We start from the raw sequence: 25039 nt of genomic DNA on the forward strand, positions 1-25039 counted from the left end.
TTCGAACGTCGACGGTGCACCGCAGAACGCGCGCTCGGCGAGGCGGCGAGGAGGGCGTCACTCCTCGGTCGTATACCCCCGGAGCCGATCGAGGTCGCGGCGTTCGCGTTTGGTCGGGCGTCCGGCGCCCCGGTCCCGCGTCGGCACGAACGGCACGGATTCCCGGGGAGGCGGGGGAGGCGTCTGATCGTCGACGGCGGCCGCGGCGAGCGGGGCACTGACGCGCTTCGTGATGGTCTGGCGGACGACGAGGATGCGGTCGAAACCCGCGATGCGCACGCGCACCTCGTCGCCGGGTCGCACTTGCTGTGCGGCCTTCGCGCGGTCACCGCCGATGCGGACGTGCCCGGCGCGGCACGCGGTCGTCGCAGCGGAGCGTGTTTTGTAGACGCGCACCGCCCACAGCCAGGAGTCCACGCGCACGGGGCTGACCGCATCCGTCATCGTGCCACCGCCTCGCGCGCGCGTGAGGCGGTCACGACGCCGACGACCAGCAACGCCTGCCCGAGGCAGTAGGTGACCATGACGAGCGGGCTGGTCCAGTCGGGCATGGCGTCGGGGAGGAAGAGGCGGAACGCAAGGACCGTGTCGGATGCGAGGAAGAACGCGCCGCCGGCTGCGATCACGGGGCCGCTGCGCGCGGCCGTGAATGCGGTGCCGGCGAGCACGACGCCGTAGGCCGCGACCGGAAGGGCGAGTGCGCCGAGGTGCGGCCACAGGAGGACGAGGAGGAGGGTCCACCAGGCGGCGTAGATCCACGACCACGCGGGTTGGCGCGTGCCGCGCAGGTGACGCACGAAGAGCCAGATGTACGCGAGGTGCGCGAGACCGAAGCTGAGCAGCATGACCGGCAGGGTCGGTGCGAAGGGGAAGAATGTCGCGGCGCCGTCGCCGAGCCAGGAGAAGGCGAGGGCCACGAAGAGCAGGGTGAAGGGGGTTCCCCATCCGGACCCCCGTCCGGCCCAGGGCGCGGCGACCGCGAGAACCGGCATGAGCGCCAGTTTCGTCGGTGCCGCGACGGCGTCCGCATCCAGGGCGAGAGCGGTCACGTGCACGAGGGCGAGCGCGGCGAAGGCGACGAAGCCCCACCACCAGTTCTGCGGCAGTGCGGCGCGGGAGTCGGGTTTCGCTGCGGTGCCCACCGCCCCACGGTAGCGCGCCCTGCCTCAGGTCAGCGCGAGCGCGACGATGGGGCGGTCGGCGCGTGCCCGGGCGGTCTCGACGAACCCCGCGCCCCGAAAGGTGCGAAGCGCGCCTCGGTACAGCTCGTTAGTGCTGGCGTCGGTGACATCGGTGTCGACCGGATAGGCCTCGAGGAGCCGAGCGCCGTGGCCGCGGGCGAAGTCGATGGCGTGTGTAAGGAGGGTCCTCGCGACGCCCTGTCGGCGGAACTCCCGCCGCACCGAAAAGCAGCTCACCGCCCAAACCGTCTCGTCGTCCCACGGCTCGGAAGAATGTGCCGCGTAGATTCGGGTGCGCGAGAGGCGGGGTAGAAGCGTGCGTGGGCCGACGCGCACCCAGCCGGCGGTCTCGCCGTCGATCTGTGCGACGAGCCCCGGTGGCGTGGCGGCGAGGGTTTCCGCGCGCATCAGCTCGGCACGCTCCTCGCGGGTGGACCGCGAGTAGTCGGCGTTCGTCAGAGTCCACCATTGGCACTGGCATGATGCGCCGTCGCCCCCGCCGGTGAGGGCATGTTCGACGTCATCGAAACGGCCGGGTCCTGCGGGAAGCACGGCGACGGGGCTCATGGCGCGAAGGTACTGGTGGCCGCCGACACGGTCTACGGCGGGCGGATGCAGACACGGAGCGCACGGCGGTTCGCGGGCGGTCACGGGGTCGGCTAAGATGGTCTAGTTGCCCGCGTGCGGGCGACATCGGGATGTGGCGCAGCTTGGTAGCGCACTTGACTGGGGGTTAAGGGGTTCACCCTTCCCGGAAGGCCCGAATAACTGAAAATTGAATGCCACGGGCTGTGGCGCAGCTTGGTAGCGCACCTGACTGGGGGTCAGGGGGTCGCAGGTTCAAATCCTGTCAGCCCGACAGATGTAAAATACCTGATCAGAAGGTATTTTTATGAAGTCGTGAGATCGGTAAATCGCCGGTCTTGGACCCAAATATGTACCCGTTGAACCCCTTGACTCGACATGGTCAAGGGGTTCAGCCATTTCTAGCTACTCATCGCCGCCTCCTTAGGTGCTGGTTCATGCGTTCTGCGGCGTTCTGCAGTGCGCTGTCGTCAGTGTGTAGGTATGCACGTGTTGTCTCGACGGATGCGTGCCCGAGGATGTCGCTCACGACATGGATCGGGATCCCCGCGTTTGCGAACCAGGTTGCACCCGCGTGCCGAAGGTCATGACGGCGCAACCCCGGAAACCCGAGTGATGCAACCATCTGATCCCAGCCTGTTGCATCACGCAACGCTGCGGTGGTCATGACGCCGCCGCGCGGTCCACGCAACAGCGGCAGGTTGCGTGCCCGTTGCACTGTGAGTCTGCGCAGCGCTGGCTCAAGTGGCTCGATGATCGGAACGCGGCGAACTCGACGCCCCTTTGGCGGCTTGATGCTGAGGCCGCCGGCGCCGGGGAAGCACTGACGCTCGATCGTGACTAGCTTGCTCGTCCAGTCGACGTCGCCGACGATGAGTCCGGCTACTTCTGAACTGCGCGCGGCGAGGAATGCGCTGAGCATGATGTGGTCGCCGTAGCTTTGGTGGATCGCAGCGCAGGTCTCAGCGATCCGTGCAACCTCATCGGGCGAGGGAACGGGTCTCGTACGCTGAAGTTCCGTGTTTTGGTGGTAGCGTCTGCCGGCGCGGTCGCGTACGGGATTGCGAGCGATGAGATCATCGCGCACCGCTTCATCGAGCATCCGTGTCAGCGCGGCGATCGTGCTCTTGAGTGTGGAGCGAGAGTGCTCGCTCTCCCAGAGGTCGATGGTTCGATCTACGAGCCCGGTCGTGATGTCGTGAATGCGCAGATGCCCGAGGGCAGGCAGGACCCGGAGTTGGAGCCCGGCACGATATCCGGTGGCGGTCGAGGTTGGGTCGACGCCGCGGAGGAATCGGCCATTGATCGAGAGTGCGTAATCGCTCAAACTGATGAACGGATCGATCTTATGAATCGAACTCGCCCGCATGAGTTCGAAGAACTCCCGGGCGCCGACCTCATCGTCAACCGTGACCGAGCGGCTCCGGCGCTCGCGCGATGACGGGTCAGTCCAGCGGACTCTGGCACGAAATCGAGATCCTCGTTTCAGCGTGTCGAGGTGGAGGCGAGTTCCGGGCGGCGGGAGAGCGGGTGGGCGAGTGATCATCCGATCAAGGATCTCGCCTCATTGATGTAAGTATTCCCCGCCCTTCTGTACGAGATATTGCCGTGCGTCCGCCACAGTGATCAACGAGGTCGGCGGACTCCAACTTGCCTCGGAACTCCTCGAATACGCTGCCCCAGCCGTCATCCGCGAGAACCGCATCCGCCGCAATGAGACGGTGAACTCCCTCACGGCGGAGCAGGGGCTCGGCAAGAGCTGATCGTGCGGGCGTGATCGATTGTTTGATCGGCCGTGCAACCTCAAGCCTCCCTCGTGACAGATACCTGCCACATGTATTGAATCGGGAGGCGCACTGCCCCAGCGGTGGATTCCTGACCGATTCCCGCCTCTCGGTGCCTAGAAGGCCCCAGAATGGTGCGGTAAAGTTGAGTGGTGCAACACGAAATGCATGAAGGAGGACGGTGATGAAGCGTAAGGCGATCGACCAGGACGCTGTAAAGCGTGCCGCCGTACGCTCCACACGTGAGTCAGCGTCGCTGGAACGACGAACCGTGCCGGCAAACTATGTTCGGTCTGCAAAGACCGGGCGCTTCGTCGTGGCCCGCAACACGCAGAAGTGACGCTCGATCCGGGTTACGGCGAGACTCCGCTCCCGTTCGATGAGCTGGATGCCCTGACTCCGGCGGCTCGCGAAGCCCTTGAAGAACCGATCACTAAAGCGGCCGTCTACGACCTCGAACAGGCCGTCGAAGCCGAGGTTACCGAACAGCTCATCACTGACGTTCTCGAAGACCGACTCGGGCTCGACGAGCTGCTCTCAGACCGCTTCCTGCGAGAACTGCACCAAAGACTGTACGGGGATATCTGGATCTGGGCAGGGACGCACCGGCGTCATCTCTTCAATCTCGGAGTCGACCCTGCCTACATCGCGCTCGAGTTGCGGATCTCTATCGAAACCATCCGGTATCGATGGGATCACACCGAGGACTGGACACCGCGTGAACTCGGTGTCGCTGTGCATGCTGAATGCGTGCGGATCCACCCATTCACTGATGGGAACGGCCGGAGCACCCGCCTGTATGCTGATCTGACGTTCCTAGCTGCTCAGGAGTCAGAGGACGTCGAGATGTACGACTGGTCGATCGACAAGAAGCCGTACGTTGAACTGCTCCGTGCCTATGATGTCAATCGTGACCCCAAGCCGCTCGCGGCCTTCATCCCCATATACAAGCTCTAGCGCCGCGATCTGCAGCACGATTTTGTGACGGGTTCTTAGCCACGTAGCTAATACAGTCTGCGTATTTGTAGTGGGCTCGATCGTCGCGGCCTACTCGGTGTGTCAGGAGCCCGAGACGAGACTGGGAAAGTTGGGATGCTCTTGACTCAGCACCCGCTTTGTTCTTCCAAGACGAGTACGTCTGTGATTGGCCCTCCGGCGATTCCAGGTTCGAGGATTAGGGCTGGCGAATAGCGCGAATCACTCGTATCGCTGATCTCCCACTCGTACACCACCGTGCGGAGGGTGTTGAGATAGCGGCCGATGAGGATGGCCATCGGATAGGGGCCGTGGAATGCAAGATGTACCTCGGCACGTCCGTTAGTGGCGGCTAGTTGTTTTATCTGCCGCGCGATGGCAGCGCTGAGCCGTCCTGCTTCTCTAGAATCGATCCGATCTGATCCGGCAATTGAGATCACGGCTGCTGTCGTGAACGGTTGTGTTGAATCATGCAAGAGGCGTTCAAAGGCTGTCTCATCGGGGGCGGGCGTCAGACTGATGAAGATCGCGGCACGATCTGGGACCTCAGGTTGTCGTAGCCCTGCAACTATGAGTCGCGTGCTGTCGAGCTGGGTGGTTATCGGATCGTCTTCGGGGGTGACGGACGTCCAGATCTGATCGCGAGCATCGAGCACCTCGACGTTGCCGATCTTGGTTTCGGGAAGGGCTGCTCCGATAGCAAGGGCAACCGAGAGGTGTGCCCCGCCGGAGATCCGTGCAGTTTTCGCGCCGGAGGCGTACACGGCGTCTCCAGTGAGCGGGAGAGTCGTCTTGAGGTGTTCAAGCCCATCGCGGGAAGGAAGACGTCCGTTGTCGGATGACTTGATGCGGATGTGCAGGTCGTCTTCGTCGGCTTCGAGGGCAAACGGCGTGGGGCGGGTCTGGACACGGATGCTGAACGGCCGCCCCTCCTCGCGGATTCTCGGTCGTCGCTGCTCGACCCGGTGCATGAGTAGATCACGCACGATTTCTACTTCACCGGTCGGAGCCAGCATGTTGCTTTGCTTCTTGTCTGCGAGCGTTCGCGCGGGTGAGAGTCGTAGGAGGCGGTCGGGTCCGTCGTAGTCGCACTTCGATCCGTTCCCAACCCGGGGGATCGCATTTGCGATACACAGGCTGAATGCCGAATCGTTGTCGAGTTCGAGTAGGCGAGGCAACTCGCGTTCGCGAACGATTTCGCTGTAGACGATCTCCGGGGTCACGACGAGAACACCAGCCGAGAGCCCTTTGGTGAGCGCCTGTTCGAGCCGGTCGATAGTCGTCCCGGCTCGCAGATCGCTGTTATCTCTCCACACGACAAGCCCCGCGGCTCTCAGCAGGCCCTCGAGAGATTCGGCATGGGGCGTTCCGTCTGACTGTCGGTACGAGATGAAGACCGGACCGTCTCCGCGCACGGCTCCATCGGGCAAGGGGCCCAAGGGCGCGAACCTCGACGCTGGGAAGGAAACTTCCGCTTTGGTACTGGTGATGCGACCCAAGCGGTGCCGTTGGGCGACCAGTCCGATGAACGGATCGGTTCGGCCAGGCGCATAGACCAGCAGCGCTACTGGGACATCGCTGCTTTTCGCGATTGCACGCATGGCGGCGACGTCCGTCGGACTAGGCCCCGAGGGGGCGGGATGACTGTGCCATTCGCCGATATAGCCTGTCGGATCGTCATCTGCTCGTCCAGCGAGGAATTCTTCAAGGAGCTCGTTCGCCCGGACGTCGTCTCGAACGTAGCGATTAGTGCCGGCCTGCCCGTCGACAGTCAGGGCGTGGGTAACAACGATGTTGCGTCCCTCCCTGTACCCGAGAAGGACCCCGCCCGCTTCGAGCGGAAGCTGCTTTGCATTCTCGGAGGCGATCGTCTCGTGAGCATTGCCGCTCAGCTCGATGCGAGCAGGCAAGCGCGTCACAGTTCACCTCCTTGTGGGCTTGATGCGATGGTTCGCACCTCTCCCGCCGGATGGAGCGGGCTGTTCGTCAGTAGTCCGAGCGCATGTCGTACCGTTGCTGCAGCCGCTTCAATCACCGCGTACGGCGGAGTTGGTGAGATTGGGCTTCCGCATCCAGCTTCGAACACATCCGCTGTGGAACGCTCGGCATCGAGCGCCGAGGGCGGGTGAGGAGTGGCGCCGTCGAGTGGCGGTAACACGTCGATGCGGTACGTGGCACCATCGTTCTGAAGCGCAGCCGAGAGAACGCGTGTTCCAAGCGACTTGGCCGAGACATGGAGGAGCGCCGTGGTCGCGAAGTCAGCAGTCGCATTGACAACAAGATCGTGATTCTGAAGAAGCTCGACGGCTGCGTCGCCGGAACTGATGTTGTCATCAACGACTTCGATGTCGGAACCCTGGATGTCGGCGCGAGCCACAAGGTGACCCTTTACAGCTTTGCCCTTCGTCAGCCCGACGGCTTCGGGGCCAACGAGATGGCGAACGAGGTTGCCCGGCATCACGACGTCTCCATCAACAAGAGTCAGATGGCGGACACCGGATCGCACGAGCGTGTCTGCCACGAAGGAGCCCAGTGCGCCGACACCAACGACAGCGACACGGCGATCACTGAGCGCGAGGGCAAGGACGCCTGCCCGAGCCTGTCTGGCCGCGTTGGTATCTGCTCCTGAACGCAGACGTCTGACGGCGATCCCACCGGCGGTCGTCGGCCAGACGTCCAGAGCGATCGCACCGTTGTGAGCACCACGTCGATAGATGAGAACGAGGACTGCCACTGTGTGGTCGCGAATCCGGCGGTCCAGATCCACTGCGGGATCGATCAGCGCTGAAATGTCTTCCCACGTTCGGGGAGGAGCGGCCACCTCGCCAAGGTCGGCAACGTATCCGAACCGGTCTTTGCTGTGTTTCGAGACCTTCGCTGGTCGCGTGCCTGTTCCGATTCGCATGACGTCGTTCTTCGCGGGACGGAAGCGCACAAAGCCGTTTCGGTGCTGCTCGAGATCATCGTACAGATAGACACGAGCGTCCTCGGACAGGTCGAAGTACCGGTCGAGGTCGAGATCGGGACGATCGTCTGGCCAACCGGCGTCTGCTCGTTCGAACCAGGCCGTGATGTGCTCGACGAACTCGCTGGCCTCGGTCCACCACAGTCCGTCATGATCGTCCTCGGCGATCAGGCACAGTGAGCCGTTGAGTTCTCGGTGCCAGGACCAGGGCACAAGATCGAGCTCAATGGGGACGACACGCGGCGGCTGGAACGGGAACCGCGATCGTAGCGTGATGAGCACTTCCGTAGCTCTACCGGAGTGCGAGATGGGTCCCCGCGATCCGGCGTCGCTTTCGGTGAAGCCGCCACGGATGAGACCTTCTTCAAAGTGTTGCCGCGAGTAGGCGATGTAGTCGTCGTACTCGGTCAGGCTCCCCCGAAAGTCCTTGTGCCGGCGGGCACCACCCGGGCGCCAGCAAGGATTGCGGACGCGCGCTTGCTGCCGTCTTCGTTGAAGCCGGGCGGCATCGGGAACACCGTCTTGTCGTCGCCGTTCTTGCCAAGGAGTTTCTGGAAGGCGAGCGCCGCCTTGCCCTCATCCTCCTCTGCCAGGGCATCATCCGCTGAGATGGCTGCATCCGCGAATCGAGTTCGCGCCGCTTCGAGTTCCTCGTCCGAGGCGCGTATGTGAATCGTCGCACCAGCCAGGGTGGGGTCGTTCACGCCGATCCCGTATGTCACGAAATTCTCGATGATCTTGCTTACCTCGGTGAGTGCTGACACGTAGTATTCCGCTTGGTCACTCCCTGACACGGCGCCCGACGCGAAGGCCTGGTAGGTCGCCAGTTCGAAGAAGAAGCCCCCAGGCTTCTTTTTGCCGAGTTGGGCCCGCCGGGTCTGACGGAGCAACTTGACCGTAGGCACGTAGTAACCATCGTGAGCCGCGTTCATCTCGCTGGACAGCGAAGTTAGACCCTCGGGGGTTGTGCGAACCCACTCGTTCTCGTCACCCTTCTGCGGGATCTCCCATGTCTCTCCGTCCCAATGGGGACGGGCCGGGACGGCGTCCACGTAAAGGTCGTACTCGGGGAAGGAGACCTGGAGGCTGCGGTCCTGACGCTTGGTGCGTCGGTGCCCGTCGGAGTCAGTGCCGAATTCCGCGTGCAACACGGCAAAGAACTTATCGAGGATGTCCTTCGATGTGACGTCGCTCGGCATGTCAGGGAGGCGCACGAATACGTCGACATCTTTGATGCGTTTGATCGACACGTTGCGCTTGTATGAACCGATCAACACGGGGGAGACGCCGTACTCGGTGAGCTTGGCGTCCGCCTCGAGGGCATCGCGGACCAGCCGATGCGCTTCTGGCGCGTTGGTCTTGTCATCGCTGGGCTCGATGGAACTCAGCGCATCCTTGAACTGCTGTTTGAGGTGAGCCATCGGCTCCTCCGATTCGGATTGTAGGGGGTCGGTGTTCCGAGTCTTCCTCACACCACCGACAGTGCGAGGAAGACTCGGAATGGGGGCTATTTCTTCTTGCCGCTCTTGCCAGTGCTCTCGTTGGTCGTCGTCTTGGGGTGACTCTTCACGGTTGACTGCTTCACAAAGCGCCCGGTGATGGCGCTACGCCCTCGCTTACCTGCCATTGCTCTCACCCCCCTTGTGTTCCAAATTCGATGTCGTGTTTCAATTCTAACACAGCCGTGTCGAGAGTGACTTGGTGTTGCACATGTGAGACACTCGAGTATGGCCAAAACAACGATCAACACGGCCGCGCTCTACTCGGCGCTCGACGCTGCCCGCCAAGAACGCCAGCTCTCGTGGCGAACGCTGGCAGGTGAGATCGGTGTGAGCCCGTCGCTGCTCTCAAGGCTCGGCAACGGACTGAAACCTGACACCGACGGATTCGCAACGATCATTGCGTGGCTCAGGCTCCCTGCCGAGGGCTTCTTTGAGCGCGATGGCGAGAGCAATGCCGACGACGCGCGTGAACCAGATCTCATGGCGCAGCTCGCGCCCCTTCTCCGGGCCCGTAAGGATCTAAGCGAGACGGATATCAACTACCTACAGCAAGTAATCGGCCTCACCGTTGAACGCGCTCGGGCGAAGGGATGATCTGTGCGTCGCGGATTCAAGACCGAGGCGAAGCGCCTTGCGCTAGAGCTTCGGACTGAAATAGGCCTCGGCGCGCACGCGCCCTTCGACCCGTATGCCTTCGCGTTGGAGTACGGAATCGCTGTCGTTCGACTCAGCGAACTCGACGGAGCAGCCCGCGAGCATTTCCTGAAAGAACAGGGGAGCGCGCTGTCAGGCGCGTTGATCCCAGACGGCACAGGAGCTGTGATTCTGGAGAACGATGCGCAACCGCTCACACGGAGGCGGACCACAATGTGTCACGAACTTGCACACGTTGTTCTTGAGCACTCATTTGGTGTCTCGCTGTCCGACGAACGGAAGTGCGGCCTCGGAGGCCAGCAGGAGGAGGAAGCCGACTGGCTCTCTGGCGAGATGCTCATTCCCTACGACGGCGCCTTCCGGCTGGCCCGAGCCAACGCCACAGATGAGCGTGCAGCTCAGGTGTTCGACGTGAGTCTTGCGGTTGCCCGCTGGCGAATGAACCACAGCGGAGCGCGCAAAGTCATGCAAAGGGCTCGTGCCAAATGGGCGTGAACCACACATGACCAACTCGATCAGCGCCTTTCCCCTCGGGACTATCGAGGGCGTCGCCAAGATCGTCGGTGACCTTTACAGCGGCACCGAACTCACACGCATCATCGCCGAGGTGCCGCTTCGCTCTGACCCGGGCGAAGGACACACCAAATGGCGTCGACTCGCCCACGCTGTCTCCAGCAATCAAGCAAAGATCGGTAATGGGAATGCGCTGGTAGCTCTCGTGCGGGCGGCAATGCGGCCGGAACGCACACTCGATCGCAAGTCCCGCGCAGACATCGCACGCGATGAACTCAATCAGGTGCTATCGCTGGTGAGCCTCAGAGTGCTCGCTGACGGACGAGTAGCGACGGCAAAGAGGGCGTCTACTGACACTGAGGCGCTGGCTCGCTCTGAGCGGCTCTACAAGATTCTCGAACAACGCGGAGCACATGCTGAAGTGCTTGCGTACTGCCGCGAAGACCTCCTCCGCAAAGATTACTACGAAGTGGTCTTTGAGGCCATCAAGGGTCTGGGGGCACGAATTCGTTCTCAGAGCGGTGTTGATGCCGATGGATACGGCCTCATCGAGAAGTCGATGGCCGGCTCAAGCCCATTACTCCGGATCAACGAAGGGCTAACCCGAACCGAACGGGACGAGCAACTCGGCATAGCCAACCTCGCGAAAGGTCTGTTCAGCGCCTTCCGGAACCCCGTGGCTCACGAGCCCAAGCTGTACTGGACGATGAGCGAGCTGGACGCACTTGACGTTCTGGGAACGCTGTCCATGATCCATCGTCGGCTGGACACAGCGACCTCACGGAACGGTGAGGGAACCTAAGCATTGCTGGAGCTATTTCAGTCGACCTAACAGCGCGGATCGCGAGCGCGGATGCGTCGCTAGCTGTAGGTGGGGTTGTTGTTGCTGGGTTATCGATCAGTAGTCGATTCCCCGCCGCCCGAGGCCTGACCACCCTCCTGTGACCGACGTCGCCACGCGATCAAAGTTGGCCAGCGCACTCGGGCGTAACGATGCTGACGCAAAGTCGCTTGTGGGTGACGACTGGGCCGACGTGGAGCAAGCATGGGCGGCGGTCGCAGGTAGCCCAGCCTCCCGCTACAGGTTCCAAAATCAGTTCGCCAAGCTCGCAGCGTGCTGCAGGCTAGGCCTGCGTTCGCGGATCGAAGCTAGCCGCAGTGCGCGGCACGAGAGTGGGCTCGATCGCCTCACCGAGGTGGTGGATGCGCCAGCTGCTGATTGGCACGACCGCGATCTCTGGGCGCCACACGAGTGTCACGTGCATTGTTGCGGGGACGGCGGCGATGTCATCGTTGAGATGCGCATCGGTTTCGACGAGGCGCACGTAGGCGACGTCCGGTGCCCCGATACCGAATAACGCTGTGGTGCTGATCTTGAGACCTGATGAGAAGACGGATCGAGCTCGGGAGAAGTCTTCCCAGGTGCCAAGCGATTCGGGAGTGACGAATGCGCCGCCTAACAGTTCTCCAGCATTCGCTTGTTCCATATCGAGGCCGGTACGAAATACATCGACGAAGAGTGATGGGTGCCAATCGGGGAGCGACTCGTAGGTCACCATCGCGTCGTCTTCTTCGGTCCAGTCAGTCGGTTCGTCGCTCATCTGGCCATAGTGGCAGGGGGCACCGACATGAGGGCGAGGCGGTCCTCGGTTGCGTCGGAGTGTCGGATCTAGGGGGCCTCTGCGCCGCTGAGGGCCGTGCGGACGCTGTACGCGGGGTCGTCGGCCAAGACAGCGCGCACATCTGCATGGTTCCCATTGGCTTGGTCCGTGAGTGCGCGTGCGAGTGCTCGACGGACGCGCGCGTCGGGGTCCCGCGCCAAGCGGATGCCGAGGTGTTCAGGTTCGCCGTGCTCAACCCACTTCAGCGCCACCAGACTTCGGATAGCCCATCCTTGCATCGAGAGAAACGCAAGGTCGTCTTTCACCGTGTCACCGAGACGTTGCAGCGCGATGGTCGGCCAGTAATCGGCCTTTTCGCCGAGCAGCGCGTAGACGACGCGTCGGACTTCTCTTCGCTGGTTATCGTTGCCTGCGAGGCTGGCGGCAAGCGCTAGCGCCTGCCCGCTACTTCCCTGGGGCATCCCGTTCATGCGGAAGCCGCCGAGCTTGTGGGTGTACTGGCCGTTGAGTTCGTCGTACTTCGACGGAGTGGGCGATTTTGCGAGTCGCATGGCAGTCTCAAAATGACTTGAACGGTGGGCTTTATTGAGATGACGTGTGAGATTGCCTGCCGCGTTTAGATAGTCCGCGCGATCGCTCGAGCCAAGGTGCGGATCATCTGCGCGAATCAGTAGTTCGGTAACCGCGGTGTTGATTGAGTCTGAGGGCAGATGACGGATGAGAAGTGAGTCGCCGATCGCATTCGTGCCGACGCTGTAGACGCCGGCGACGTGGGCAAGCGGTGTGGTGAGCCGCGCCAAAGCATCGGTCGCGACGGCCGGATCGATGTCGGTCGGGTTGGCGAGTGCCAGCGTTTCCTGTGCCCAGTGGTTGCGTGCTGCGGCGAGTACGGTGAGTCCGTCGCGTGCGAGCGTCTCGTACTTGCTGATCGCATCGTGGGCAGTCTCACTTCGCGCGCCCTGCGCTCTGCCCAGAAGCGGCACAAGATGGGCGATGGCCCGTGGAGCGAGGTTCGGATGGCTGAGCGCGATTCTCGCCACAGCAAGCGCTTCATCGTCATCGTGGAACCGGTAGTGGTTTTCCTGCACCTCCGGTTGCCGCTCAAAGTGCTCCAACGCGGCGGTCGCCGGTTCGAGAGCGATGCGGCCGGCAATACCCGCCAATGCTTTGATCGCGTTGTTATAGCGCGAGGTGGCAAAGGAGCGCAGATCGGGTCGGGTACCTTCCTCGGCTGCTGCGAGCTCCGCAACGATATGCTCCGCGATGAAGTCCACGAGGGTGTCGGGTACGAGATCCGCCTGGGAAGCGATGAGGCGGTAGGTGGCGCCGACCGTCCAGTAGTTCGGCGCGTCCAGATTTTCCGTGATGTCAAGGAATTGAAGCGGCAGTGACTTGCCCAGTGAGTCGATCTGTTTTGTCGCACCGACCTGCGCGAGGTGATGAGCGGCGAGGGTAGGTTCGTCAGAATCGATCAGGATCGAGGCAAGCACGCGCCGCGCGCGTTCTTCTTCTACCAAGTCGCTAGTCGCGACCGCATCGCGCAGCGCGCGCTGCGCGGAGATCGCCGCAGATCGCAGGGTGCCCTCGTTCAGTCCTGATAGCGCGTCGACGTAGGCGTCATGGGCCGTCGGCACGATTGGCCTTGAGGTGCCCATTTCCCGGACAGCGGTTTGCAGAGGGAGTAGCTCGTTGCTTGTGAACGGGTTCCAGCGTGAGCGGAAGGAACGCCTGCTGAAGATCCACGTCGATGCTTCGCCCCACTGCGAGGCAAGCGACGCAAAGCCGGAGGCCTCATCCCAGGCCAGGTCGGCTTTCTTGAACTTCTCGTATCGAGCGAGGCTGCGTGCGTGGCGAGCGGCGATGAGTCCGGAGACGCTATATCCGTGGGTGATCTTTCGAGCATCGGCAAGAAGCTCTGCCCAGTCCTGCGTCGACTCGGCGATGATCAGGCGAAGGCGCGTGCGTCGTATTTGATCGAGACCAGGGAGACGGGACAGCTCGGCCAGGGTGGGGACGGCGCTGCTCAGCCAGTCGGAGCGGTCGTTAGCAATAGCTGTTTCGCCCGCAAGGAGCGCGAGGCGCGCCTGGTCCTCGGGCTCCCCAAGCCGCAGCTCCTTGATGTCCGGAAGATAGCCGAGCGGATTCATGTAGAGGTTGATCGCGCTTTCGGCGACCTTGCGGCAGGCATCTACTGTTGGGGCAATGTTGGCCTGAGTTGTTAGCTCCGCGAGACGTGACTGCGTTATCTGGGCGGTTGTCGCGAGGCCTTGCTCGAGTGCCGACCAGAACTCATCGAGAGTGTGGCGTGCCGCCTCCTCGGCCCGTCCGTTGAGAGCCAAGAGGCGCACGCGCTCCTTGTCGTGAGACGCCGCATGAGGCTTGAACCCTGCATTTTGCAGGGCAGCCTGCCCCTTCTCGATGAGCGCAAGCGCCTGTTCGGGATCGGTCGTTTCAGCCGCCTTGTCGAAGAACTCCTGGGCGCCCGTGGAGACCTCTGGGGTGCGTGCGATTGCCTCGCGCACCCCGGCAGCATCGGCGGTGGGGACTTGGGTGACGTCGATCTTGAACTCGTGACAGAAAGCCTCGGCGGTGGGCATACCGAAGTACTCGATCACGATCTCTGGCCGCTTACGCAGGAACGCCGAGAGTTCCTGCGCATCCCAAAGGTCGAGAACGATTGGGTGAAGCTCCTTGCGCTGAACAGCGAGTTCCTCGACTGCGCCGGTGCTCTTGACGGCGCATGCCACGCCTAGGATCAGGCGCTGAACCGTGAACGGCTGCTCCACATTGCGGAACTTCTTGATCGCGGCGGTGAGTTGAGATTTTCCGAACTGCTTGTAGTTCTTGCTCTGGAGAGCGACGCCCGCACCGTCCGGCGCCAGTGCAACGATGTCGAGTCCGAGTTGGGCCTGCCCGCGGTCTCCGTAGAGCTGGGCTTCGCGAAGTCCTTCGACGTCTCGCATCATCCGCAGTTGAAGGCGCTCGAAGTTCTCCCAAGAAAGGGAGGTGAACGGGAGCTCCTCGAGCTTGCCGATCACCGGAGCCGGGGTGGTGACCGACGCTGGCGCGTACAGCGATGAAGCCAGCGACAGAGGTTTCCAGTCAGCCATAAATTTCCCGCCTCGCCCAGCTCCGATCGCGCCCTGAACTAGGGCCGAACCTGTCGACTCCATCCTACGAGGGGCGCTGAAGGGCGCTCCTTCACCAAGACCGATGCCAATCGCAGAGGACACCCCCTCACTGGTCCGCATCTCATGCGGCGGAGAAGGCCGGGGAGCTCGGCGGTCGAAAGCGGGGGACCAAAAGGGGACCAGAATCATGCAAACCACGCATCGCGTGACGTGTTCTGCATGATCTGATCCGCAGAACTATGCGTTTCTTGGCCCGATTTTGGCGGTTTGGACGCCTGGGGGTCAAGGGGTCGCAGGTTCAAATCCTGTCATCCCGACTGAGAGGGGAGGACAATGGGAATGTTCAAACCCGTTGTCCTCCCTCTGTGATCCGCGAGCTTGACATGCGCACCTCCGCCGAGGTGGAGAACGCATCTACCGGTACTCGCCGACAAGTGCGCACGCTCCGGTGACACTCCCAGCGATTCGCGCGAGAGCAACCGCCCTCCGACCAAACTCCACCGGGTGCGCTGCAGGCATGCCTCCTTCACAAACGACTCTCGCCGCTCAGTTCAGGTGTCCACAAGACCGGGTTCAACTCCAATAGCTTCGAGGGCCGCCGAGCTGCCGCCATCTATGCGCCGAACGGAATGATGAAGTCGTCATTCGGGCGATTCAGCAATGCATGTGCTGGGAGCGCACTCCGAGAGCCGCAATGGCGTCGGCAAAGTCCTCGCTCACCCTGGCTCCGCCCTCGGGGGTCACCTCGTCAGGACCAAGGCGCGAGCACGACGTGGATGGCCCCAAGTAGAACCTAAGAATCGGTCAAACGGCACGGGATAGTGGCGCAATCGGCCGGGCCGGCCCACGGTGGCAAGGTCGTTGTCTGCGTCGACGACGCTCATCACCGCTTCACCAGTGTCGTGCTGCGGGTTCTCCACCCCTAACGAACGGCGTGATTTCAGGTCATCTTGGCGTGTGTTACCATCTCGGCTGCAGTCGACGAAACTCTAACGTGTGATCTCAACGACCTGAAGTGTTAGCTCACTCGTCTCCCGCGTCGGGTCGGCTTCAAATCATTCCAAAACCGAGCTTGGTTGACCGCTTTAGCTTCCAAGGTCTGTTGTTGGTTACGTGACACCAGCAGTTGCTGGTTTTCAACTATGGGTGGTCAAAGATGACGCAATCTGTATCGGTCCAAGCGCGCACCGGGCAATACGCAACTCTGGTGACATTGCTCCTTCTCGCCGGCGTAACGGTCGACGTCCAGTTCGGCGGTCTCCCACCGCTCGTGGGGACGATTGCGGCAGAGTCTGGGCTCTCTGGACCGGAGATCGGGTGGGTCCTCAACGCCATGATGGTGGGTAGCGCCATCTCAGTGAGCCTCTCTACCCGCATCGGCGACATCTTTGGACATCGGAAGGTTCTGATCGTTCTTCTCGGCCTTGCGCTTGTAGGCGCGGCCCTGGCTGCTACCGGAGGCGGATTCTGGGCTCTTGTCACGGGCCGGTTCCTGATGGGGTTCGCGGTCCCGGTCCCACTGTCATGGGGTCTACTGCGCCCACGTGCTACTGCCCGTCAGGTCCGCAATGTTTCGCTCGTTCTCTCGCTGGTCATGGCGATCTTCACCCCCTTGGCCCTCGTCATCAGCGGTCTGGTCGTTCAGGCGGGACTGCCCTGGCAGATGGTCTTCTGGATCAGCTTTGCGCTGTTCGCGATTTTGCTGATCCTGGCCCTGATCGCACGTGAAACACCCGCGTCTTCCCTGGCCACCGGGAGTTTGAACTGGTTCGGGGCGATTGGCCTGGGTGTCTGGGTTACCGCGCTGCTGGTTGGTATCAGTACGGGACCCAGTCTGGGCTGGTCTTCGCCGCTGGTGATCGGCGCATTCGCGATCAGTGCATTAACGTTCATAAGCTGGGTGATTCAGCAAAAACGCTCCGCTGACCCGCTCATTTCTTTCCGTAACATGGACCGGCGCCAGGCCCTCGTTGGGTATTCGGGAATTCTGCTCATCAGCCTGGTTGGGTCGGGTATCTTCATCGTGATGCCTGCTGTCCTGCAAGCTCCAATTGAGTCGGGGTACGGGCATGGATTGTCGACCCTCGATTCGACGTACGTGCTTCTCGCACAGATTCCTGGTGCGGCGCTGGGCTACTTCTGGACGAAGTGGGGCCTTGCCCGGCTCGGGCCGAAAGTCGTCCTCATCACTTCCGGGATCTTCTCTGTCGTGGTGTACCTCGGCATGGCATTCGCGAATGGACCCGCTTGGGCACCGTGGCTGTGGGTCTTCGGCTACGGGCTGGCCACACTGAGCTGCCTAACCGCGGGGTACGCCCTTGTCGCAGCAGCGGGACGCCAAGACAATATGGCGGTGACGATTGGCATCCAGAGCATTGTCCAGTACACCGCGGGGACAGTTCCGACCGCCATTGTCCTGAATGTCCTGGTCGCAGGGGCTGACGGATTCATTCCGGAACAAGCACTCGTTGGAATCTTCGTAGCAGGTGCCGTCGTGATCGCTGTCTTCGTCGCCGTGTGGACCGTGTTCGCGCCAACGTCCATCAAGGATCTGCACGCTGTCGACACGGCAGTCAACACCGCGAAACTTCAAGCAGCCAACCGCTGATGACGTGACCTCGATCGGGTCCACCTGTCCTGAAACCTAACCGGCTAGAGCACTCGATCCGGCCGAGGCCGAGGCGAGCGCGAAAGAGCCCGAGCAAGGCATCCATGGGCAGGAGCATGAACGTGACAAAGTCCATAACCAAGATTCCACCAGGAGAGTTCTCATGAGTCCAACTTCACCCGGCGCAGCACTCCGAGAAATCTTTGAACGCCCCCAAACGGTCATCATGCCCTTCGGTGCGCTTCCAATCCACGCACAGATGGCCGAACACGCGGGGTTCGAGGCGTTCGAGCTTTCGGGTGGCATGTCAGCATGGTGGGCCGAGGGCGCGTCCGACACAGGCTGGTTGACGCTGACCGAAGTCGTAGCCCATGCGAAGCGCGTCGCACGGAGCGTCGACATACCAGTGTTCTGCGACGCGGACACCGGGTACGGGGCACCCATCAATGTTCAGCGCACGGTCCAGGAGTTTTCCGATGCGGGCGTAGCCGGTATTCACATCGAGGATCAAAGAGAACCGAAGAAGTCTGGCGGCGATACCGGAATCGAGCTGGTCTCCGACGCAGAGGCAATTGGACGCTTGAATGCAGCGGTAGCCGCGCGAGACCGATTGAACGCCGACTTCGTGATCGTCGCCCGCACTGATGGTTACGGCGCTGCGGGGGGTGGTCTTGACGAGGCTCTTCGGCGAGGACAGCTCTACCGCGCAGAGACCGGCGTCGACGTCATCTTCTACGAAGGTTTGCAATCGTGGGAACAGGCGGAACTTGCGCTGAAGGAAACACCCGGGGCGAACTATGTGATTCCCAGCGGTAACCTTTTGGGGCAGAAGACACTGCCCGAGCTGACGGCGATGGGCCAAGCGATCGACATCGCTCCTTTCGTGTTGCCGGGGATAAATGAGGTGTGGCGGCTCCTGGTAGATGTCAAAAAGGCGGGTGATGCGACACCCATTGCGCGCTATCTCGACCGCATGGATTCAGTCTTGAGAACCGAGTACGACTTTGGCTGGGGCGGAAAGTTGGGGCGCCCGTCAACGGAGTACGTTCGAGGTACTGAGGAAGAGTATCTACCCGCCGAGGGGCGGCGAGACTACGTCAACAATCTAAACGCGTAGAAAGTGGTGCTGCTCTAACGGGGGAGGGCTCGCGGTCACAAACAGTGCCCATGAGATTCCCGAACGCTCACACGGGGGCAAGGCGGATCCCGCCCTAATGGCTATGTGTGATCGCAACCGACGGGGATGCGTCGCGGTAGGCGGTCGGCGACGTTCCCTTCCACCGTTTGAACGCACTCGTGAAACTTGCCGGGTCAGAGTACCCGAGAACTCGTGATATTTGCGACACCGAGTGATTCGATGCGGCGAGCAGCTCGGAAGCGAGGGTGCCCAGGGTGGCATCGCGTACCTGTGCAAAATCGTGCCCGGTCAATTCAAGCTTTCGTTGTAGCGTGCGTGGGGAGACGCGCAGCGCAGCGGCCGCGTTCGCCAGCTTGCGATTTAGGTGCGGGGCCGCACGGATGACCTTCTCTACTGTGCTCGGCCAGTCGCCAGTCTCACGGAGGACTTCGAGAATCCGCGTGTCTTGGTGTACCCACGTTGTGTACTGAAACTCATTGCCAAAGGGAAGTTCGTGTAGGGACGCTTCGGGCTCCCACCACACCCGTAGCGCTTCGGAGTCGCACTTCACGCTGCACGCAACGATTGTCGAGACCTCGGGAGCAAGGGTTGGGAGCGGAATGTCCACGTGGGTGAATGGGAATGGCTCGCCGTAAAGCCAAGAGAACGTCCGGAAGGTCACGACGAGCTCGCGGTAGATGCTGAATGGTACGAGCTCGTCGGGGGCATCCGGGTAGGTGAATTCGAGGCCCGTTAGCCGTCCGTCTGACGTTCTCAGTGGCGACACTTCAACGAGACCCGGAACGTCATCTGTCGCTGCTGCCCGTACCCAAGCTTCGAGGTTCGGCGCGGCCACGAGAGCGAGTCCTCTGATACCGAACGAGCCGAGAGTATATGAACGTGCGGCCCGCACCCATAAGTCGACGCGGTCCTTCGTGAGAGCAACGAACTGCAGCTGGAAAGCCAGTTCTTTTCTCGCCGGTACGGTCCCCCCGGGCCGGTTTACAACGTCGTGGTCGATGTCGGCCGCCAACAAGGCGAGCTTCCAGTCAAGCCCCGCGTCTTTCAGCACGTCGCAGAGCGCGTGCAGGCTGAAGTTGGGGATGCGTAAGTCCCGGTAAGAGTTGAATCGCACTGCATACCTCCATCGACGTCTTCTGGAGCACTCCCCGACGCGCGGTCTTGTAGGCGCAGAAGAGTCGGAAATGCGGCGTAGTTTCCTAGGGTACTGGCGCGGTTCACCCTGTCAAGTCAGCGTTGAGGCTGGTTACGGTGAAGGCCTATCGCGGAGCGGGCAGCATGGCCGGCTCACAAGGCAATGGAGCAAACGTGATTCACCAGCGTGCGAGATGCTACGCCGGCGCGAGCGCTCGTCCCACCACCGCGGGCGCGACCACTCTTGTGGCTCCGTGACCGCGGCTCACTTAGAGCAAAGGCAGGTTATCGAATGACTTTTCCGGACCCCACCGAATTCCGTCTTGTCGTCGCGGGGCTCTCCGCTGCGGGGGAACCTGATTTTCTCGAGGTTGATCCACCAGCAACCATCGACATCCCCGGTGTGGCGAAGGGCGCTTTCTATTGGGCTGTCGACGGCGGCCATAGCAAAGAGAACATTGGCAGCCCGCCGGACAGTGTCCGACTCGCTGGGCCCGGCGGGTCGACTTTCGGGGTGAACAGCTTTCCGGCCCGTTCGGCGGGCAAGACTCTCGACATCAGCGATATCGATCCCTCGATGGAAGTCGGCCAGGGCGGCGACCCCGCGATGCACTCGAGCGACACGATCGATTACGAAGTTGTCATCTCAGGGAAAGTCGACGTTGAGCTGCCCGGAGGCAAGATCCGCACACTGCGGCCCGGTGACCTCCTTGTCATGGGCGGCGTCACCCACGCGTGGCGAAACCCGTATGACGAGGACTGCGTCTACATCGTGGTGACCGTCGGGTTCAACCCGTAGCCACCAGCGATGTTGTCGCGACGCACACCCAAAGCGGTCTCACGGGCTGCACAAACTCCGACGGCACTGCGCACGTGCCGTCAATCATCTTCGCGGATCTCTCGCGATCAATGAAAGGAAGACCAATGGCAAGACTAGAAGGCAAAGTTGCTCTCATCACAGGTGGCGCGTCTGGCATGGGCGCCGCCCACGTCAGGGTGTTTCTCGACGAGGGCGCGAAAGTCATCATCACAGACATCAACGAGGAACTGGGTTCCTCGTTAGCCAAAGAACTGGGTGCCAACGCCCTGTTCCTTTCTCACGATGTGAGTGAACCCGAGTCATGGGCCGCAGTAGTAAAAGCCGGTGAAGCCGCGTTCGGCCCCATTACCGTATTGGTGAACAACGCGGGCATCCCGGGGCCGGTCGTTGAGACCCTGGAGCTGCGCGATTCCGACTATCTCCGCATCATCGACATCGACCAGAACGGCGTCTTCTACGGAATGCGTGCTGTCCTTCCGGCCATGATCGCCGCTGGCGGCGGCTCGATCGTGAATATATCCTCTCTGGCAGGAATGGCTCACAAGCCGGGCAGCCCGAACATCGGATATACCGGCGCAAAGTTCGCCGTTCGCGGCATGACCAAGGCGACCGCTGTCGAGTACGCGAAGCACGGCGTGCGGGTGAACTCGGTGCATCCGGGTGCCATCCTCACCCCACTGAACAGGACCTGGGGCGAAGATGCGCTGGCCGGAGTAGCGGCATCGATTCCGATCGGCCGCTTCGCCGAGCCAGAAGAAGTGTCGTTCGCGGTCCTGTTCCTCGCGTCCGACGAAGCACGCTACATCACCGGCGTCGAGCTGATCGTCGACGGCGGCATTCTGGCTGCATAGCGGTGAACATGTGGGCCCGGAGACACGAGACCCTTCGGGCCCACATGCAACGGATGCCTCGTAGACGGGGCCACGACCAAAGGCGAGTGACAGTGGCCGATGTCATCGGTGGGACCTGGAATGATCCCTTCGACAAAGTAGGTAGCGAAGCGCCCGTGCAACAAGGCACCCATCTTGCCTCTCGCGCCGCGTACTTCGTGTCTGACAGCACCGGCATCACCGCCGAGACCCTGGGCAGCGCCCTGCTGGCGAACTTCCCGGGAGTCGTCTTCCACCGCCACACCATTCCCTTCGTTGATTCGGTCAGTGGGGCGCGAAATCTCGTCGGCGACATCCAGCGCGCAGAACAGGCTGGTGTCGACCCCATTCTCTTCACCACCGTCAAGGCCACCGAGATACTCCAGGTGCTGACCGCTTCAGGTGCGATCGTGATCGATCTTCTAGGTGGCCATCTCCGCGAGTTGGAGGCGGCCCTGGGCAGCACCGCGTCGGAGCAGCTCGGTCAGTACCACGGCGTGGGTGACATGGAGCGGTACTTCGCACGCATGCGCGCGGTGGAGTACGCGATCGAGCACGATGACGGTCAAAGCATGCGGGCCCTTGACATCGCAGACGTGATTATCATTGCGCCTTCGCGGTGTGGCAAGACGCCCACAACGATGTATCTGGCACTCCAATACGGCCTGCTCGTGGCGAACTACCCGCTGACCGACGACGACTTCCCCTCCGACGGGCTGCCGAATACGGTGTCTCAGTACGTCGAGAAGTGCTTTGGTCTCACTACAACGCCGCTGCGCCTGAGTCAGGTGCGGCACGAGCGCCGTCCGAGCTCGACCTATGCAAGCCTCGCGCAATGCACCCTCGAGCTGCGGCGGGCGGAAGATCTGTACCGCCGCAATCGCGTGCCGTTCCTGAACTCCTCCACCAAATCTGTCGAAGAGATGTCGGCCGTGATCATGCAGTCCATGCGACTGCGCACCTGACGTGTCGACTCGCTGAACGACCGACACCCATCCATCTCCTCGCGCATACACCCCACACAGATCGGGTCACCAAAATGACGAATACCCTCTGGTTCACCGAGATCGGCATGCACGACGTCGGCCAGGTCGGCGGCAAGAACGCCTCCCTCGGTGAAATGGTCTCGAACCTCTCCAACGCGGGCGTCACCGTCCCCGGGGGTTTTGCCACGACCGCGGACGCCTACCGCGCCTTCCTCGCCGCCGACGGCCTGTCCGACCGGATCCGCGCGACAGTCGAGTCGCTCGACGTGACCGATGTTGTGGAGCTCGCCCGAGTGGGCGCAAACGTGCGCGAGTGGATTGAGAATCAGCCCTTTTTGTCTGATTTCGAGGCAGATGTTCGTGACGCGTATTGGACACTTGTGGGCAGGGAATCAGTAGGCGGGCCCGTGTCGTGGGCGGTGCGTTCCAGCGCGACGGCGGAAGATTTGCCTGATGCGTCTTTTGCAGGGCAGCAGGAGACGTTCCTAAACATCAGTGGGATCGAGAACATCCTCGCGGCAATCCGCAGCGTCTTCGCGTCGCTGTACAACGACCGAGCGATCGCTTACCGGGTGCATCACGGCTTCGACCATCATGATGTGGCCCTGTCGGCGGGAATCCAGCGAATGGTCCGGTCGGATGTCGGGGCCTCCGGTGTGCTGTTCACCGTCGACACGGAGTCCGGGTTCGACCGGGCCGTGTTCATCACCAGCTCGTACGGGCTCGGGGAGGCGGTCGTGCAGGGTGCGGTGAACCCGGACGAGTACTACGTGTACAAGCCGGCTCTCCGCGCCGGCAAGCCCGCGATTCTGAAGCGGTCGGTGGGGGAGAAGGCGCTGAAGATGGTCTACGCCACGGGAGCCGAGATCGGAAAGAGCACGGTCTTTGACGATGTGCCCGCCTCAGCACGTACCCGATTCAGCATCACCGACGCCGAGGTCGAGGAGCTCGGCCGGCAGGCGCTTGTGATCGAGGAGCACTATGGATGCCCGATGGATATCGAGTGGGGCAAAGACGGGATCGATGGGAAGCTGTACATCCTGCAGGCGCGCCCCGAGACGGTGGTCTCGCGTACGGACGGGAACGTGACCCGCCGGTTCGTGCTCGAAGAGGCGGGCACCGTGATCACGATCGGACGGGCGATCGGGCAGAAGATCGGCGCCGGCCCGGTGCGTGTGATGACCTCGCTCGCGCAGATGGATCAGTTCCACGAGGGCGACGTACTCGTCGCCGACATGACCGACCCTGACTGGGAGCCGATCATGAAGCTCGCATCGGCGATCGTCACCAACCGCGGCGGCCGCACCTGCCATGCCGCGATCATCGCGCGTGAGCTCGGCATCCCCGCCGTCGTTGGCACGGGCGACGCCACCATTGGCCTGGCGAACGGGCGCGAGGTCACGGTCTCGTGCGCCGAAGGCGACAACGGGTTGGTGTACGAGGGGATCCTCGCCTTCGAGGAGGTCATCACCAAGCTTGACGAGATGCCCGAGAGCCCGACGAAGATCATGCTCAACGTCGGCACCCCCGACCAGGCGTTCGCGTTCTCGAAGCTGCCCAACAAAGGCGTCGGGCTTGCGCGCCTCGAGTTCGTGATCAACCGGCAGATCGGCATCCACCCGCGCGCGCTGCTCGATTTCGACACCCTCGAGCCCGCCCTGAGGGCCGAGATCGCCGAACGGATCGCCGCCTACCCGTCACCTCGTGACTACTTCGTGCAGCGCGTGGCCGAGGGTATTTCGATGCTCGGTGCCGCGTTTGCCCCCGAGAAGGTGATCGTGCGTCTGAGCGACTTCAAGTCGAACGAGTACGCGAACCTGATCGGCGGCGACCTCTACGAGCCGCATGAGGAGAACCCGATGCTGGGTTATCGCGGGGCTTCCCGATATATCTCCACCGACTTTCGGGAGTGCTTCGATATGGAGTGCGAGGCTCTGAAGTTCGTGCGCGACGAGATGGGACTCACCAACGTCGAGATCATGGTTCCCTTCGTCCGCACCGTCGGTGAAGCGCGCGCGGTGATCAAACTGCTTGCCGAGAACGGCCTGCGCCGTGGCGAGAACGGACTACGCGTGATCATGATGTGCGAACTGCCTTCGAACGCTCTTCTAGCCGATGAGTTCTTGGAGTACTTTGACGGCTTCTCGATCGGTTCCAACGACATGACCCAGCTCACCCTTGGCCTCGACCGGGACTCTGGCCTGGTCGCCGCGACCTTCGACGAACGCCACCCCGCCGTCCTGAAGATGCTCTCCATGGCCATCACCGCGTGTCGGAAGGCTGGGAAATACGTCGGCATCTGCGGTCAAGGACCTAGCGACCACCCCGACCTCGCCGAATGGCTCGTCGGCCAAGGCATCGAATCCATATCCCTCAACCCTGACACCGTCGTCGAGACTTGGCTGCGCCTCTCACAGACTGGCTGAGCCCTTCGGCGAAGTCGAACTGGCACGACTACAGATCTCGTCCGACATCTCGCTCACGAGCTTTGGGATATTGGTCGAACGTGGGCGAGAAGAGCTGAGACAACTAGCTCTATGAGAAGGCCGCCGCCTCTCGACACGCACGCCCA

At 62.1% G+C, this 25039-nt stretch carries 21 protein-coding genes and 1 tRNA gene; 12 read left to right on the forward strand and 10 right to left on the reverse strand.

The window, feature by feature from the left end; genetic code table 11:
- Window positions 1-57 precede the first annotated feature (57 nt).
- Genes LQ938_RS05610 through LQ938_RS05620 form a run of 3 tightly spaced genes read right to left on the reverse strand, consistent with a single transcriptional unit; the run spans window position 58 to window position 1748 of the window.
- On the reverse strand, window positions 58-444 hold the full coding sequence (locus LQ938_RS05610; RefSeq protein ID WP_223721592.1) for an RNA-binding S4 domain-containing protein: 387 nt from the start codon (window positions 442-444) through the stop codon (window positions 58-60).
- Window positions 441-1142, reverse strand: a complete 702-nt coding sequence (locus tag LQ938_RS05615) for a lysoplasmalogenase family protein (RefSeq protein ID WP_223721591.1) — start codon at window positions 1140-1142, stop codon at window positions 441-443. The genes LQ938_RS05610 and LQ938_RS05615 overlap by 4 nt, the downstream gene beginning before the upstream one ends.
- 24 nt (window positions 1143-1166) lie before the next feature.
- Window positions 1167-1748, reverse strand: coding sequence for a GNAT family N-acetyltransferase (locus LQ938_RS05620; RefSeq protein WP_223721590.1), 582 nt, complete (start codon window positions 1746-1748; stop codon window positions 1167-1169).
- A gap of 218 nt (window positions 1749-1966) precedes the next feature.
- Here LQ938_RS05620 and LQ938_RS05625 point away from each other — a divergent pair.
- A tRNA-Pro gene (locus LQ938_RS05625) sits at window positions 1967-2040 on the forward strand.
- Window positions 2041-2175: 135 nt separating this feature from the next.
- On the opposite strand, the gene LQ938_RS05630 is transcribed toward LQ938_RS05625, so the two are convergent.
- Entirely contained in the window at window positions 2176-3312 is a 1137-nt protein-coding gene (locus LQ938_RS05630; protein WP_223721589.1) for a tyrosine-type recombinase/integrase, read from the reverse strand.
- 76 nt (window positions 3313-3388) lie between these two features.
- On the opposite strand from LQ938_RS05630, the gene LQ938_RS05635 reads away from it, so the two are divergent.
- Window positions 3389-3529: a hypothetical protein gene (locus tag LQ938_RS05635; RefSeq protein WP_223721588.1), complete on the forward strand. Its 141-nt coding sequence runs from the start codon at window positions 3389-3391 to the stop codon at window positions 3527-3529.
- A gap of 357 nt (window positions 3530-3886) precedes the next feature.
- Window positions 3887-4507, forward strand: a complete 621-nt coding sequence (locus LQ938_RS05640; RefSeq protein ID WP_223721587.1) for a Fic family protein — start codon at window positions 3887-3889, stop codon at window positions 4505-4507.
- Between the two features lie 146 nt (window positions 4508-4653).
- Here the strand turns inward: LQ938_RS05640 and LQ938_RS05645 are convergent, their stop codons facing one another.
- The 3 genes from LQ938_RS05645 to LQ938_RS05655 form a co-directional block, all read right to left on the reverse strand.
- On the reverse strand, window positions 4654-6444 hold the full coding sequence (locus LQ938_RS05645) for an SAVED domain-containing protein (protein WP_223721586.1): 1791 nt from the start codon (window positions 6442-6444) through the stop codon (window positions 4654-4656).
- On the reverse strand, window positions 6441-7772 hold the full coding sequence (locus tag LQ938_RS05650) for a ThiF family adenylyltransferase (protein ID WP_223721585.1): 1332 nt from the start codon (window positions 7770-7772) through the stop codon (window positions 6441-6443). The genes LQ938_RS05645 and LQ938_RS05650 overlap by 4 nt, the downstream gene beginning before the upstream one ends.
- A gap of 125 nt (window positions 7773-7897) precedes the next feature.
- A complete protein-coding gene (locus LQ938_RS05655) occupies window positions 7898-8911 on the reverse strand; it encodes a nucleotidyltransferase domain-containing protein (protein ID WP_223721584.1) in 1014 nt (337 codons plus the stop codon).
- A gap of 306 nt (window positions 8912-9217) precedes the next feature.
- Here LQ938_RS05655 and LQ938_RS05660 point away from each other — a divergent pair, with 306 nt between their 5' ends.
- From LQ938_RS05660 to LQ938_RS05670, 3 genes are read left to right on the forward strand one after another with little or no spacing between them, the layout of a single operon-like run.
- The gene (locus tag LQ938_RS05660) at window positions 9218-9586 is read left to right on the forward strand and encodes a helix-turn-helix domain-containing protein (protein ID WP_033107435.1); all 369 of its coding nucleotides are present in this window, start codon (window positions 9218-9220) and stop codon (window positions 9584-9586) included.
- Window positions 9587-9589: 3 nt separating this feature from the next.
- Complete coding sequence (locus LQ938_RS05665) at window positions 9590-10141, forward strand: ImmA/IrrE family metallo-endopeptidase (RefSeq protein ID WP_223721583.1); 552 nt, start codon at window positions 9590-9592, stop codon at window positions 10139-10141.
- Window positions 10142-10148: 7 nt separating this feature from the next.
- Window positions 10149-10961: a TIGR02391 family protein gene (locus LQ938_RS05670; protein WP_223721582.1), complete on the forward strand. Its 813-nt coding sequence runs from the start codon at window positions 10149-10151 to the stop codon at window positions 10959-10961.
- Window positions 10962-11283: 322 nt separating this feature from the next.
- Here LQ938_RS05670 and LQ938_RS05675 read toward each other — a convergent pair whose 3' ends face one another.
- Together LQ938_RS05675 and LQ938_RS05680 are read right to left on the reverse strand one after the other, a co-directional pair.
- Complete coding sequence (locus tag LQ938_RS05675; protein WP_223721581.1) at window positions 11284-11760, reverse strand: hypothetical protein; 477 nt, start codon at window positions 11758-11760, stop codon at window positions 11284-11286.
- Between the two features lie 68 nt (window positions 11761-11828).
- Window positions 11829-14891 (reverse strand): hypothetical protein, encoded by a 3063-nt coding sequence (locus tag LQ938_RS05680; protein ID WP_223721580.1) that lies wholly within the window; start codon window positions 14889-14891, stop codon window positions 11829-11831.
- A gap of 1228 nt (window positions 14892-16119) precedes the next feature.
- Between LQ938_RS05680 and LQ938_RS05685 the strand changes: the two genes are divergently transcribed.
- Window positions 16120-17520 (forward strand): MFS transporter, encoded by a 1401-nt coding sequence (locus LQ938_RS05685; protein WP_223721579.1) that lies wholly within the window; start codon window positions 16120-16122, stop codon window positions 17518-17520.
- 226 nt (window positions 17521-17746) lie between these two features.
- Window positions 17747-18637, forward strand: coding sequence for an isocitrate lyase/PEP mutase family protein (locus tag LQ938_RS05690; protein ID WP_263317469.1), 891 nt, complete (start codon window positions 17747-17749; stop codon window positions 18635-18637).
- 94 nt (window positions 18638-18731) lie between these two features.
- Here LQ938_RS05690 and LQ938_RS05695 read toward each other — a convergent pair whose 3' ends face one another.
- Window positions 18732-19772 carry an AraC family transcriptional regulator gene (locus LQ938_RS05695; RefSeq protein WP_228360736.1) on the reverse strand — a complete coding sequence of 347 codons (1041 nt, stop codon included), beginning with the start codon at window positions 19770-19772 and terminating at the stop codon, window positions 18732-18734.
- A gap of 312 nt (window positions 19773-20084) precedes the next feature.
- Here LQ938_RS05695 and LQ938_RS05700 point away from each other — a divergent pair, with 312 nt between their 5' ends.
- From LQ938_RS05700 to ppsA, 4 genes are all read left to right on the forward strand, one after another.
- Complete coding sequence (locus LQ938_RS05700; RefSeq protein WP_223721576.1) at window positions 20085-20591, forward strand: cupin domain-containing protein; 507 nt, start codon at window positions 20085-20087, stop codon at window positions 20589-20591.
- A gap of 125 nt (window positions 20592-20716) precedes the next feature.
- Complete coding sequence (locus tag LQ938_RS05705) at window positions 20717-21463, forward strand: SDR family NAD(P)-dependent oxidoreductase (RefSeq protein WP_223721575.1); 747 nt, start codon at window positions 20717-20719, stop codon at window positions 21461-21463.
- Between the two features lie 155 nt (window positions 21464-21618).
- Entirely contained in the window at window positions 21619-22446 is an 828-nt protein-coding gene (locus LQ938_RS05710) for a pyruvate, water dikinase regulatory protein (protein ID WP_223721643.1), read from the forward strand.
- Between the two features lie 74 nt (window positions 22447-22520).
- Window positions 22521-24893: a phosphoenolpyruvate synthase gene (gene ppsA, locus LQ938_RS05715; RefSeq protein WP_223721574.1), complete on the forward strand. Its 2373-nt coding sequence runs from the start codon at window positions 22521-22523 to the stop codon at window positions 24891-24893.
- Window positions 24894-25039: the final 146 nt, after the last annotated feature.

The organism is Microbacterium sp. cx-55, assembly GCF_021117345.1.
GTDB lineage: Bacteria > Actinomycetota > Actinomycetes > Actinomycetales > Microbacteriaceae > Microbacterium.